The sequence below is a fragment of the Microbulbifer regidiadema (SeqCode) genome, from assembly GCF_052466995.1.
In genome coordinates this window covers 3889953-3902047 of sequence record NZ_CP174297.1, presented here as the reverse complement: position 1 = coordinate 3902047, position 12095 = coordinate 3889953, and the positions used below count along the sequence as shown (strand labels likewise).

At 58.8% G+C, this 12095-nt stretch carries 12 protein-coding genes; 4 read left to right on the top strand and 8 right to left on the bottom strand.

Going from position 1 to position 12095, the window contains the following annotated elements; translation table 11 throughout:
• Positions 1 to 11: 11 nt before the first annotated feature.
• On the bottom strand, positions 12 to 827 hold the full coding sequence (locus ACJJIK_RS16985) for a LytR/AlgR family response regulator transcription factor (RefSeq protein WP_444929468.1): 816 nt from the start codon (positions 825 to 827) through the stop codon (positions 12 to 14).
• Positions 828 to 830: 3 nt separating this feature from the next.
• On the bottom strand, positions 831 to 1919 hold the full coding sequence (locus ACJJIK_RS16980; RefSeq protein WP_444929467.1) for a sensor histidine kinase: 1089 nt from the start codon (positions 1917 to 1919) through the stop codon (positions 831 to 833).
• 121 nt (positions 1920 to 2040) lie between these two features.
• Here ACJJIK_RS16980 and ACJJIK_RS16975 point away from each other — a divergent pair, with 121 nt between their 5' ends.
• Positions 2041 to 2511 carry an EVE domain-containing protein gene (locus tag ACJJIK_RS16975; RefSeq protein WP_444929466.1) on the top strand — a complete coding sequence of 157 codons (471 nt, stop codon included), beginning with the start codon at positions 2041 to 2043 and terminating at the stop codon, positions 2509 to 2511.
• Here the strand turns inward: ACJJIK_RS16975 and ACJJIK_RS16970 are convergent.
• The 3 genes from ACJJIK_RS16970 to bioD all read right to left on the bottom strand — a co-directional run bounded on the left by ACJJIK_RS16970 (position 2508) and on the right by bioD (position 5382).
• Positions 2508 to 2699, bottom strand: coding sequence for a DUF3094 family protein (locus ACJJIK_RS16970; RefSeq protein WP_444943411.1), 192 nt, complete (start codon positions 2697 to 2699; stop codon positions 2508 to 2510). The two genes, ACJJIK_RS16975 and ACJJIK_RS16970, sit on opposite strands and share 4 nt — an antisense overlap.
• A gap of 109 nt (positions 2700 to 2808) precedes the next feature.
• Positions 2809 to 4590 (bottom strand): acyl-CoA dehydrogenase C-terminal domain-containing protein, encoded by a 1782-nt coding sequence (locus tag ACJJIK_RS16965; protein WP_444929464.1) that lies wholly within the window; start codon positions 4588 to 4590, stop codon positions 2809 to 2811.
• Between the two features lie 105 nt (positions 4591 to 4695).
• Positions 4696 to 5382, bottom strand: a complete 687-nt coding sequence (bioD, locus tag ACJJIK_RS16960) for a dethiobiotin synthase (RefSeq protein WP_444929463.1) — start codon at positions 5380 to 5382, stop codon at positions 4696 to 4698.
• Positions 5383 to 5565: 183 nt separating this feature from the next.
• Here bioD and ACJJIK_RS16955 point away from each other — a divergent pair, with 183 nt between their 5' ends.
• On the top strand, positions 5566 to 6105 hold the full coding sequence (locus ACJJIK_RS16955; protein WP_444929462.1) for a L,D-transpeptidase family protein: 540 nt from the start codon (positions 5566 to 5568) through the stop codon (positions 6103 to 6105).
• 46 nt (positions 6106 to 6151) lie between these two features.
• Here ACJJIK_RS16955 and bioC read toward each other — a convergent pair whose 3' ends face one another.
• The 3 genes from bioC to bioB are packed head-to-tail and all read right to left on the bottom strand — an operon-like array spanning position 6152 to position 9932.
• Complete coding sequence (gene bioC / locus ACJJIK_RS16950; protein ID WP_444943410.1) at positions 6152 to 7696, bottom strand: malonyl-ACP O-methyltransferase BioC; 1545 nt, start codon at positions 7694 to 7696, stop codon at positions 6152 to 6154.
• Positions 7693 to 8886, bottom strand: a complete 1194-nt coding sequence (gene bioF, locus ACJJIK_RS16945) for an 8-amino-7-oxononanoate synthase (RefSeq protein ID WP_444943409.1) — start codon at positions 8884 to 8886, stop codon at positions 7693 to 7695. Before bioF ends, bioC begins: the two co-directional genes overlap by 4 nt.
• Positions 8883 to 9932 (bottom strand): biotin synthase BioB, encoded by a 1050-nt coding sequence (gene bioB / locus ACJJIK_RS16940; RefSeq protein ID WP_444945080.1) that lies wholly within the window; start codon positions 9930 to 9932, stop codon positions 8883 to 8885. Before bioB ends, bioF begins: the two co-directional genes overlap by 4 nt.
• A gap of 159 nt (positions 9933 to 10091) precedes the next feature.
• On the opposite strand from bioB, the gene ACJJIK_RS16935 reads away from it, so the two are divergent.
• Positions 10092 to 10784 carry a ComF family protein gene (locus ACJJIK_RS16935; protein WP_444943408.1) on the top strand — a complete coding sequence of 231 codons (693 nt, stop codon included), beginning with the start codon at positions 10092 to 10094 and terminating at the stop codon, positions 10782 to 10784.
• Between the two features lie 160 nt (positions 10785 to 10944).
• On the top strand, positions 10945 to 12090 hold the full coding sequence (locus tag ACJJIK_RS16930; RefSeq protein ID WP_444943407.1) for a beta-ketoacyl-ACP synthase III: 1146 nt from the start codon (positions 10945 to 10947) through the stop codon (positions 12088 to 12090).
• Positions 12091 to 12095 lie beyond the last annotated feature (5 nt).

Here is a 12095-nt window from a genome sequence, read left to right as displayed (position 1 = left end):
CGTATAGATTATTAGAGGAAGTGCTGTACTTTATTCTTGTAACTGCGGCTCATTTTCAAACATTCACCGCTGTCTAATACCAAGTGATATTCACCATTAATATGTGCGCGTATTTCCCGTACTCGACTTAAATTGACGATGGTCGAGCGGTGAATGCGCTGGAACAATTTCGGGTCCAACTGCTGCTCCAGCTCTTTCATCGTAATGCGCATCACATGGGTCTCACCACGGGCGTGCACACACATATAATCACCGGCCGCATCGATCCAATCGATCTCACTGGAGGGCACCAGGGTGATTTTACCCGCATCCTTCACCGCAATTTTGTCGGGGTAGGCGCTGCCGGCAAATTGCCCATTGACCAGTTTCTGCTCCAGCGCCTCGGGGGATTCCTTGGTCAGGTCGGCCACGGCCTCGAGCAATTGCTCCCGTTGCTGGGCGATATCGGCGTTGGCCCTCTGTTCTCTAACCCGGGTCAAAGCCAATGCCAGCCGCTCTTCCTCAATGGGTTTTAATACATAGTCCACCGCATTAATTTCAAATGCCTCTACCGCATACTGATCATACGCGGTGACGAATACCACATGGGGCAGAGAGTCCACAGGGATTAATTGCACCAGCTGCAAACCGTTCACAGCGGGCATCTGGATATCCACAAACGCCACATCGGGCTTCAGCTCGAGTATTTTTTCCAACGCATCGCGGCCGTTGCCACTCTCTGCAACCACCTCGATATCGGCCACCTGTTCCAGGCGCAGGCGCAGGCCGCGTCGAGCCAGGGGCTCATCATCGATAACGATTGCTCTCAGGGTTTCTATTCCACTCATTTTTTATTCCTGCTCATAGGGAATACGAATATTGACCGACAAGCCCCCCTCCGGGCGGTTGCGGAAGCGCACTCTCTGGTCATCACCGTACAGGGCCTTGAGGCGTTCACAAGTATTACGTATGCCCACCCCGTAACCCCGGCCAATCAGACGCAATTCCTCTTCCGACATACCGGGGCCATTGTCGCTGACCTCCAGTAGCAGTTCGCCGGCAAAGACCCGCGACTTAATGCCAATTTCTCCGCCCAACTCCAACTGTGAAATGCCGTATTTGATCGCGTTTTCAACCAGAGGCTGCAACAGCAAGCTGGGCACCAGGGCCTGGGGAGATTCGCCCTGCAAATCCAGGTTCACCCCCAGGCGATCGGCGAAACGCACCTTTTCGATATCCAGGTACAACATCAGCGCCTCGACTTCTTTCGCCAGAGTCACCTTCTGCATCGGGTCATTATCCAGCGAGTGGCGCAGGAACTGGGACAGGCGGGTCACCATATTGTTGGCCGTGCGCCCATCATTATCGAGAATCAGAGTGGAGATGGCGTTGAGGGTGTTAAATAGGAAGTGCGGATTTAACTGGTAGCGCAGCATTTTTAGCTGGGCCTGATGCGCCATGGATTTGGCCCTTAACGCCTTTTCCTGCTGGGCCTGGGAGGCGCGGTAATATCTGATACCGTAGTAGAGCGCCGCCCAGGTCATCAGAATCAGAAACGAGTAGGTAAACCAGTAAATAGCCAGAAGCAGCGGGTGTTCATCACCGTCATGGCCGTAGAGCCACAGGGAGCCGATAAACTTAATCGCCGCCCAAATCAACGCGGCCACCACCACCAGCAGCAGCGACCCCAACAGGCGCACAGCCGGGGGCTTGCTCCACAGCAGGTGAAAACCGAAGCGCATCCCCGCACTGAGAACAACCCCGGCGGTAGTGGCAACAATGATATAACCCGAGTGTATCCAGTGGTCATTCACCCAGAAAAAGCTGCCGACAAAGGTCAACAGGGTGTAGCCGCCCCAGCCACAGATCTGTAGGGCCCAGTATTGTGAGCGATGACTGGCCAGCTTTTGTGAGAGCCACAGCAGTGTTTTACTTCCCATAATCTCCCGCTTATTGGGTAAAAATCTATACGCCGATTTGACAGCAATCGGCAGCTTCATACTAAATGGCGCCGAAAGCCGGCGAAACACCAACCGGCGCAATAAAGAGACAAACTGCCGCATGACGTACTGGTTATTTAAGTCTGAACCCGACGAATACAGCCTTTCAGACCTCGCCGCCGAACCCCGAGGTTGCGGGCGCTGGGATGGTATCCGCAATTACCAGGCGCGCAACTTTTTACGCGACAAGGTGGCGGTGGGAGACGGTGTGCTGTTTTACCACAGCGCCTGTAAGGTTCCGGCTGTTGTGGGAAGCGCTGAGGTGGTACGCGCGGCCTACCCCGACCCGGCTCAGTTCGATCCGGCGAGCAGATACTTTGATTCCAAGGCCAGTGAGGACAAGCCGCGCTGGTACTGCGTGGATATTCGCTGGCAGAGTAAATTCCAGCGGCCCGTGCCCCTCGCCGAAATCAAGGCTATCCCCGAGCTGGCAGAGATGGTTCTGGTCAAACAGGGGCGCCTGTCTATTCAGCCGGTCACCGATAGCGAGTGGCAGCTACTTCAGCACTTGGGAAGCTCCACGCCGCGCTAGACAACGCCCTTAGTCTGGGCGATATACAGGCTCAGCAGCGATAACAGGGTCAACAGTGCGGCCAGGCCGAGCAGCAGCATCCAGGGGCGGAATGGCTTGCGCTCCACACTGTTGACGCCGGACTGTAGGTATCGATCGACCTTGGCCTGATCTTCATCGGAGAGTTTTTTTGCGGAGGGATCTAACATGGGCACTTTCGCTGGTTATTTTTGTGCCCTGAGTGTAGGAGAAAGCCCGCGTCAGCTCCACAAAAAAGCCCCGCGCTGCGGGGCTTTTTAACACCTTGATACGGCGCGCTTAGAACAGTTCTTCCTCAAGCGCCATCAGGGTTGCGCTGCCCGCATTGACGCTGCCCGCCAGTGCCTGGGTGCGCGGCAACAGGCGCGCGAAATAGAAGCGCGCTGTTTTTACCTGCCCTTTATAGAAGCTATCCGCGTCAACTTTCGGCAGTGCCGCCGCGACAATCTGCGCCCACATAAATGCGTAAGCGACATAGCCGAACAGGTGCAGGTACTCCACAGAAGCCGCGCCCGGGGCGTAGGGATCGTCCTTGGTAGCGGCGATCATCTTCTCGGTGGCCTCGCGCAGGCGCTGTAGCTCAGTGCCGAGCGGCTGGACAAACTCCGCCATGGCCTCTTTGTCTATCTGCGCATCGATAAAGCTCTGCACATCGGCGGCGAACAGCTCAAACAGAGCGCCGCCGCTGGCCACGGTCTTGCGCCCCACCAGGTCCAGTGCCTGGATACCGTTGGTGCCCTCGTAGATCTGGGTAATACGCACATCGCGCACCAGCTGCTCCTGGCCCCACTCGCGAATATAGCCGTGGCCGCCGAAGACCTGCTGTCCGAGGATGGTGCAGTCCAGGCCCATATCGGTGGTAAAGGCCTTGGCCACCGGCGTCAGCAACGCCACCATATTCTCCGCGTTCTTTTTCTCTTCACCCTCACCAAATTTGGAAATATCCAACCATTTGGCAACATAAGTGGACAGGGCGCGGCCGCCGTTGATCAGGGCCTTTTGAGTGAGCAGCATGCGGCGCACGTCGGGGTGCACAATAATCGGGTCTGCGGCCTTCTCCGGCTGCTTGGCCCCCGCAGGAGAGCGGCTCTGAATGCGGTCGCGGGCGTATTCAACGGCGTTCTGGTAAGAGCGGTCGGAGGCGCCGAGGCCCTGAATGCCCACACCCAGACGCTCGTAGTTCATCATGGTGAACATGGCGGCGAGTCCCTTGTTCTCCTCGCCGACCAGCCAGCCCTGGGCACCGTCGAAGTTCATCGCACAGGTTGCCGAAGCCTTGATTCCCATCTTGTGTTCAATGGAGCCACAATTCACATTGTTGTGCTCACCCACACTGCCGTCTTCATTCACCTTGTATTTGGGCACCAGGAACAGGGAGATACCTCTGGGTCCCTTGGGCGCATCCGGCAGTTTTGCCAGAACCAGGTGGATAATATTTTCCGACAGGTCCTGGTCGCCGCCGGTAATAAAGATCTTGCTGCCGCTGAGGCTAAAGCTGCCATCGCCACGGGGCTCGGCCTTGGTGCGGATAATACCCAGGTCCGTACCGGCGTGGGGCTCGGTAAGACCCATGGCGCCGGCCCAGGTGCCCTCGTACATCTTGGGCAGATACTTTTCTTTCAGCTCGGCACTGGCGTGGGCGTCGATTGCCAGGCAGGCGCCGTTGGTCAGAACCGGGTAGAGGGCAAAGGAGATATTCGAGGCATTGATCATCTCCTCCACCTGCGCACCCAGCATCTTCGGCATTCCCATGCCGCCGTACTCCGGGTTGCCCAGCAGTCCACCCCAACCGCCTTCGCAGAAAGTGGCGTAGGCCTCTTTGAAGCCTTTCGGCGTGGTTACTACGCCGTCATTCCACTGGCAGCCCTCTTCATCGCCCGAGCGATTGATCGGGTCCAGGGTATTGGCCGCCAGCTTGGCCATCTCTTCGAGAATCGCATCTGCGGTCTCACGGTCTACGGCTCCGGCCAACCCAGGCAGTTCCGCCCAAAGTTTTTCCGCAGCAAATACCTCGTGCAGTAGGAAGTTCATCTCCCTTAGTGGCGCCTTATAGTCGGCCATGCTCCCGGTCCTCATTCAAGTGTTTCAAACGCTCGTTTGAATCTAGGGCCGAAGCGTCCCAATGTCAACCGTCTCGGGCCCTGACGGGCCCGGCTCGCGGTGCGATCAGTGAGATAACAGCGGGGTAATATCCAGGTGCTGGGCGCCGTTAGAATAGTCGGCAGCGCTGTCGAACGGGAGGGTGCCGAGCAGGGGCGCGGGCAGTAGCGACTTCAGGGTTTGCAGGTTTTCGTCGGCGCGAGCCATACCATCGCGGGCAAAATTTGCCACCCAGCCCGCCAGTGGCAAGCCGTCGCGGCGAATCGCCTCTGCGGTGAGCAGCGCGTGATTAATACAGCCGAGTTGCATACCCACCACCAATATCACCGGCAGGTTCAGCTCCCGGGGCAGCTGTGACAGAAAGCACCTCGGACCCAGTGGTGTGCGCCAGCCGCCGGCACCTTCGATCAAAACCAGATCGGCCCCTGCGGACATCACCCCCCGACAGACGCCGGCCATGCGCGCGACGTTCAATGACTTACCCGCCTCTGCGGCGGCGATATGTGGGGCAATCGCGGGCTCCAGGGCAAAGGGATTCACCTGCTGATAGGGCAGCGGCAAGGTCATCGCGCGCTGGAGCAACAAGGCATCTTCATTGCGCAGCCCCTCCTCGGTGAGTTCACATCCCGATGCCACCGGTTTCACCGCCGCCGTTTGCAAGCCCGCCTCTGCCGCCGCCGCTAGCAGCGCGGCACTCACGTATGTCTTGCCCACCTCGGTGTCAGTACCGGCGATAAAGTAAGTTTTTGCCAAGGCCTCAGCCCCTCCTCCAAAGAAAGTTAACTTTTTTTCATAACGCGACTTTTCACACCACACAAACGGTGATAAATTAATCGGGTAGCACAAATTTTGAACAATTCAAGCCGTGCATCGCTAAGAGAGTACGACATTGCGCTCACACAACAACTCCCCCGTTACAGGGGAGAGACAGCAGGGATGCGGCGTCATTGCGACATAAACGACAACTATCTGAACTGCTTAAAGACCATGCGATACCTGACCCTTGCCCTGCTCCTGCTGGTGCCAATCTTTGCCTCAGCAACTGTTGCTCCCGTTGACCACGTGGTGGTGTACAAATCGAAAAAACTTATGCAGCTGATACGGGATGGCCGTGTCGTAAAGAGCTATACCGTCTCCTTTGGCGATAACCCCAAAGGGCACAAGGTCCGCCAGGGTGACGAGCGCACTCCCGAGGGCCGCTACACGCTGGACTGGAAGAACCCCAACAGCCGCTTTTACCGCTCTATCCACGTGTCCTACCCAAATAAACAGGACCGCGCGCGGGCGGCCAAAATGGGGGTCAGCCCGGGCGGGGATATTATGATCCACGGTATCAAACCCCAGTGGTCAAATATGGAGAGGCATCTGCGCCGCACCAACTGGACCGACGGCTGTATCGCCGTGGCCTCCAATCGCGAAATGGACGAAATCTGGGCCCTGGTGAAAACCCCCATCCCAATCGATATCTACCCCTGATCTCTTCAATCTTGCACCCGGCTCCCTGCGTTGCGATAGGCGCAGGTCAGCCGGCTTTTTTTGCCCCGCTAGCAGCGAGATTCATATAGATCACTTCATAGGTGACCGGCAAACCCCGCTCCTCCCGCCGATCCTCATAAGCTGTGGACAAGCGCTGTAGCTTGCGCCGGCCAGTCATACCTTTATCCGCCGCCCGGTTGATATTGTGCGCACCGACGCCCTTAAGCTCCCGCATCAACTGGCGCAGGCTGTCGAAGTGCAGCAAACGCAGTTCATCCCTAACCGCCCCGGCCAAGCCACTGTGCAGCGCGGCTTCACGCCACTGCGCGGCGGGCAGAAACTGATTGACGTGTACTCCCCCATCCACTTGAGCCCAACTCTGCTTCAGTTCCAGCAGGGTTTTAGGGCCCAGAGTGGCCAGCAGACAGCGTCCTTCCGGGGCCAGCACCCGTTGCAGCTGCGCAAACAACTGCGGTAGGCGGTAGCACCATTGCAGCGCCATACTGGAAAACACCAAATCGATGCTACCCGCCGCCAGGGGGAGTTGTTCGGCATCGGCGGCAATATAGCCGTCGGCTTCGGGTCTGCGCGCCCGGGCGAACTTCAGCATCCCCTCCGCCAGATCCAGGGCAATAATTTGCGCCTGTGGGAAGCGCTGGCGCAATAGCTCGCTACCAAAACCGGTGCCGCTGCCCAGATCGAGGATTGTGCGGGGCATCCAACGCTCACCGGCCTCGGCCAGCAGTTGCCGGCACACTGCGCGCTGCAAGTGAGCGCAGTCGTCGTAGCTTTGTGCGGCCCGGCTAAAGGAGCGGGCTACCGCCAACTTATCAAATGGCTGTGCCTGGGCACTCTCAATACGCCCTATCAATTCGAGTAAATACTCAGCGGTACTCTCGGCCCTCGAACAGTGGGGCAAATGGCCCGCTCCCGGGATCAGCGCAACCTTGCTCCCAGACGCCTCAATGGCCCGAGCGGCTTCAATGGGTACCAGGGCATCCCCGTCACCGAATAGGTGCAGCGCCGGCACGGACAGATTTGCCAGGTGTTGGCGGTTATCCAGCTCTGCCAGGCAGCGCAAAGCATCCCGCCAGGCGCCGCTATTGATCTGTGGCTTTCGCGACTTTAGGGCCTTGAGCAGTGTGCGCATGGCGCTGTCGCCGCGAGTCTGTAGCGAGCAAAAACGCTGCCAGGTACTCTCCGGGGCCGCTGTAAAAGCGCGGGAAAAATCGGCAAAAGTGGCCTCGGCCATACCCGGCCAGCCATCCCCCTCAACAAAGCGGGCATTGGCGGCAATTGTCACTAGCCCCAATATCTTGTCCTGCTCCGTCGCAGCAGCCAGGCGAACCGCCAACATACCGCCGAGGGAGTGCCCGACCAGAACGCAGTTGGCGGGGAGTTGCCGGTAAAGTTTCTGTAGCAAGGTTTCCAGCGGGGGCCAATCTTCGCCCCCCTGCGCGGCAAACCCGGGCAGTTCGATACAGTGGAGACGCACCTCTGTGCGACCCGCCAGAATTTCCAGCAGCGGCTGCCAGAGATGCGCATCCCCGCCCCATCCGTGCAGGAAAACCAGGTGCTCAATTTTCGTCACTGATCCAGCACCCCCACTTCCTGCAAAATGGCCTGTAGCGCACCAAGTAACTCGTCAATATCCTCAGCCCGGTGAGCCGCGCTCAGGGTAATGCGCAAACGCGCGCTGCCCTGTGGCACTGTGGGCGGGCGGATTGCACCGACGAGGAAGCCGCGCTCCTGCAATTTTCTGGCAACCCCCATCACAATATTTTCACAGCCCAATACCAGTGGCTGTATTGCACTGGCCGACGGCTGTAGAGGCAGACCGAGTCGCATGGCACCCCGGCGAAAATAGGCGATATTTACCCGCAGCCGCCCCTGCAACTGGGGCTCATCGCGGATCAGTTCGATTGCCGCCAAGGCGCCGGCAGCCACCGCCGGCGCCATTCCGGTGGTGTAGATATAGGGCCGCGCAAACTGGGTCAGGAAATCTATCAGTGCCCGGGAGCCCGCGATAAAAGCACCGGCATTGCCCGCCGCCTTGCCCAGGGTGCCCATCACAATCGGGGCTTGGTCCTGGGATAGCCCCGCCAGGGCACAACTGCCCGCCAGAGGGTGTGCCTCGCTACCCATCACGCCGAAGCCGTGGGCCTCATCAACCATCAGCCAGGCGCTATACTCTGTGCACAAGCGGGCAATTTCAGCCAGAGGCGCCAAATCCCCATCCATACTGTAAACGCCATCCACCGCTACTAAAGTAGCGCCACCCCGGGTGGCGGCGCGCTGCAATTGGCGTTCAAGGCTCGTGAGATCGTTGTGGGCAAAGCGCAGGCTATTGGCGCCGCTCAGGCGTGCGCCATCAATTAGTGAAGCGTGGTTGAGCCGGTCCGACACAATATTGTCGGCCCGCCCCAACAGGGCACAGATAGTGCCGATATTCGCCATATAGCCACTGGAGAATACCAGCGCTGCCTCTCGCCCGGTCACGTCGGCAATGCACTGCTGCAAGCGGCGGTGGATATCCAGGTGGCCATTGACCAGGTGGGAGGCCGTGGCGCCAGCGCCACACTCCGCGCCGGCCTGCTGTGCGGCGATCACTTCCGCGCGGCTGGCGAGGCCCAGGTAGTCATTGCTACTAAATACCAGTAACTCGCGCCCATCGACCCGGGCGCGCGGACCGGGTGCGCGATCGAGGGTTTTGACCTCCCGGTAGAGATTATGCTGGCGGCGCTTGGCGAGGCGCTGCTTCAGGACTACATCCAGGGTCATTTGGCCGCGTCGTAGAAGAAGGCGTCGTTTTGCTGTTCGCTGATCTGCGCGTTTAACTCCGCTTCCACCTCAGCCTCATCGGCGTACTGCTGGTACTCCTCCGGCTTGATTCCCAGGCGGTTGAACAGCTGCATATCTTTGTTGGATTCCGGGTTGGCGGTCGTCAGCAGTTTTTCCCCGTAGAAAATAGAGTTGGCACCGGCGAGAAAAGCCATCGCCTGCATCTCATCACTCATCTGTTCGCGACCGGCGGACAGGCGCACATGGGATTTCGGCATCATGATACGGGCCACGGCAATACAGCGAATAAATTCGAAGGGGTCCAGGTCCTTTTGTTCTTCCAGCGGGGTGCCGGCAACTTTAACCAGCATATTGATCGGCACTGACTCCGGGTGCTCCGGCAGATTAGCCAGCTGCATCAGCAGGCCGGCGCGATCCTTATCGCCCTCACCCATTCCCACAATGCCGCCGGCACAGACTTTCATCCCCGCCGCGCGCACGCGGCCCAAAGTCTCCAGGCGATCCTGATAGGTGCGAGTGGTAATAATCTCACCGTAGTACTCGGGCGAGGTGTCCAGGTTGTGGTTGTAGTAATCGAGGCCCGCATCCGCCAGCTCTTGGGCCTGGTCGTCATTCAGCATGCCCAGAGTCATACAGGTCTCCATCCCCAGCGCTTTTACCTCGCGCACCATCTGGGTCACATAGGGCATATCTTTTTTCTTCGGCGAGCGCCAGGCGGCCCCCATGCAGAAGCGGGTGGCGCCGCCAGCCTTGGCCGCCCGGGCCTCCTGCAAGACCTTTTCAACTTTCATCAGCTTTTCCCGCTCCAGGCCGGTGTCATAGCGGGCGCTCTGGGGGCAATAGGCACAGTCCTCTGGACAGGCGCCGGTCTTAATGGAGCAGAGGGTGCTGACCTGCACCCGATTGGCATCAAAGTAAGTTCTGTGCACTTGCTGCGCGGTAAACATCAAGTCGCTAAACGGCAGGGCGAAGAGGTCCAGGACCTGCTGGCGGGTCCAGTCGTGGCGGATCTCTGCGGCGGGCATTTGCTGGGCAGCTGTCACAGGGCGTACTCTCTCTATGGCTTATTAAAATCGGATACTCTCGGCCTGATAACAGGCTGCGGTGGCGTTAGGCTGCGGCCCAATCCACCTGACTGGCCAGTTTAGCCGCGACCCAAGCGCTGTCAACTCGGATGACAAGACATGGTTTACAAGTTTTTCCGGCAAAAACTGGCCCCGAGTTTGGCCCGCTGCCTACTGTGTGGCGGGACCTCGGGAGAGAGCGGCATCTGCTCCGCCTGCACCGCAGAGCTACCGCTGCTCGGCAATGGCTGCCGCCACTGCGCCCTGCCCGTAGCGGCGGCAAGAAATAGCATCTGTGCGAGCTGCTTAAAGAGGCCTCCCGCCTGCACAAAAATCACAGCTGCCTGGCAGTATGCCTACCCCATCAACCATTTAATTCAGCGCTTTAAATACCACCGGGACCTGGCCGCCGGGCACAGCCTGATCCAGCTGGCCGCCCGCCAACTGGGGCCTCCCCGGGAGGCGCCGGATCTCCTCACCCCGGTTCCCCTGCACTGGCGCCGCTACTGGCAGCGCGGCTACAACCAGGCCCAACTTATCGCCAGCGGGCTGGGAGAGGACTGGCGCCTGCCGGTAGCGCTGCGCCTACTGCGCAAAACCACATCGACCCAAACCCAGTCCCAACTCAACCGCAACCAGCGACAAAAAAACCTGTCGGAAAGTTTCGCCGTACACGGGCAGATTCAGGGTGCTCATATCGGCTTGGTAGACGATGTTGTCACCACAGGCGCGACCCTGGAGGCCATCACTGAGCGACTGCTCGACGCCGGGGCTAAAAAGGTTAGTGCATTCGTTTTGGCCAGAACACCATGACTGTTCGGCGCGACTACAAATAGAACAGCGGTCACACTAGCGTCACAATAAGCTGCCTTGCCGTCCTGGCACCTCAATCCCTCACCAGCCAGCACTGCTAAGGTTCTAAATAGCGACTAAATTGCCCGCATATCTGATGTCGCGGGCCAGGAATTCAGCGATGAGTGAATACAAATTGCCACGGGGCATCGTCATCAGTGGCACAGGTCTGTGGACCCCACCGGAATCTATTAGCAATGAAGAGTTGGTAGAGGCCTACAACGCCCATGCCGAGCAGTACAATCTTGAGCACGCGCAAGAGATCGAAGCCGGTGAACGCTCTGCAAAACCCTTCTCCTCAGCAGAATTTATCGAGAAGGCCTCCGGTATCAAGAGCCGCTATGTAGTCACCCGCGATGGTATTCTCGACCCGCAGCGGATGCGCCCCTTTCTTCCCGAGCGCGCCGATGACGAGCTGTGCCTGCAAGCCGAGATGGGCCTGAAAGCCGCTAAACTGGCCCTGGCAAAAGCCGGCAAACAGGCTTCCGATATCGACATGGTAATTGTCGGCGCCTCCTATATGCAGCGCGCCTATCCGGCTATCGCGATCGAAATTCAGGGAGCGCTGGGCATCGACGGGTTTGCCTTTGATATGGAAGTGGCCTGCTCCTCCGCCACCTTCTCACTCCAGCGCGCCGTGGATGCGATCTGCTCGGGTTCCGCCAAAACCGTACTGGTGATCAACGCCGAGCTGGCCTCCCCGCAAGTGGACTTCACCGACCGCGACAGCCACTTTATCTTTGGTGACGTGGCCGTAGCCAGCGTGATCGAGCGCCGTGAGACCTGTACTGTCGACAGCGCCTGGGAGATTCTCAGCACCAAAGCAAAAACTGTTTACTCCAACAATATTCGCTCCAACTTTGGTTACGCCGCCCGCGCCGCCGATGTGGACCCCTTCGGTCCCGGCAAGTTATTCCGCCAGAATGGCCGCAAGGTGTTTAAAGAGGTCTGCCCTATGGCGGCGGCACATATTGAGGCCCACTTGCAGGAGACCGACACCGCCCCCGGCAGTGTGCGCCGCTACTGGCTGCACCAAGCCAATATCAATATGAACAACCTGATTGCCAAGAAACTGATGGGTGACGACGCCAGTGTCGAGCGCGCGCCTATCGTGCTGGACCGCTATGCCAACACCGCGAGCGCCGGCTCGGTTATCGCCTTTAACTTACACAGCGATGACTTGCAGGTGGGCGACCGGGGCATTATCTGCTCCTTTGGCGCCGGCTACTCTATCGGCAGCCTGGTGGTGGAAAAAGTCGCGACCTGAGCGGT

What these genes read in the sequence shown, in the direction of transcription:
- ACJJIK_RS16985 (WP_444929468.1), bottom strand. Translation starts at nt 827, where the DNA reads ATGAGTGGAATAGAAACCCTGAGAGCAATCGTTATCGATGATGAGCCC.
- ACJJIK_RS16980 (WP_444929467.1), bottom strand. Translation starts at nt 1,919, where the DNA reads ATGGGAAGTAAAACACTGCTGTGGCTCTCACAAAAGCTGGCCAGTCAT.
- ACJJIK_RS16975 (WP_444929466.1), top strand. Translation starts at nt 2,041, where the DNA reads ATGACGTACTGGTTATTTAAGTCTGAACCCGACGAATACAGCCTTTCA.
- ACJJIK_RS16970 (WP_444943411.1), bottom strand. Translation starts at nt 2,699, where the DNA reads ATGTTAGATCCCTCCGCAAAAAAACTCTCCGATGAAGATCAGGCCAAG.
- ACJJIK_RS16965 (WP_444929464.1), bottom strand. Translation starts at nt 4,590, where the DNA reads ATGGCCGACTATAAGGCGCCACTAAGGGAGATGAACTTCCTACTGCAC.
- ACJJIK_RS16955 (WP_444929462.1), top strand. Translation starts at nt 5,566, where the DNA reads ATGCGGCGTCATTGCGACATAAACGACAACTATCTGAACTGCTTAAAG.
- bioF (WP_444943409.1), bottom strand. Translation starts at nt 8,886, where the DNA reads ATGACCCTGGATGTAGTCCTGAAGCAGCGCCTCGCCAAGCGCCGCCAG.
- bioB (WP_444945080.1), bottom strand. Translation starts at nt 9,932, where the DNA reads ATGCCCGCCGCAGAGATCCGCCACGACTGGACCCGCCAGCAGGTCCTG.
- ACJJIK_RS16935 (WP_444943408.1), top strand. Translation starts at nt 10,092, where the DNA reads ATGGTTTACAAGTTTTTCCGGCAAAAACTGGCCCCGAGTTTGGCCCGC.
- ACJJIK_RS16930 (WP_444943407.1), top strand. Translation starts at nt 10,945, where the DNA reads ATGAGTGAATACAAATTGCCACGGGGCATCGTCATCAGTGGCACAGGT.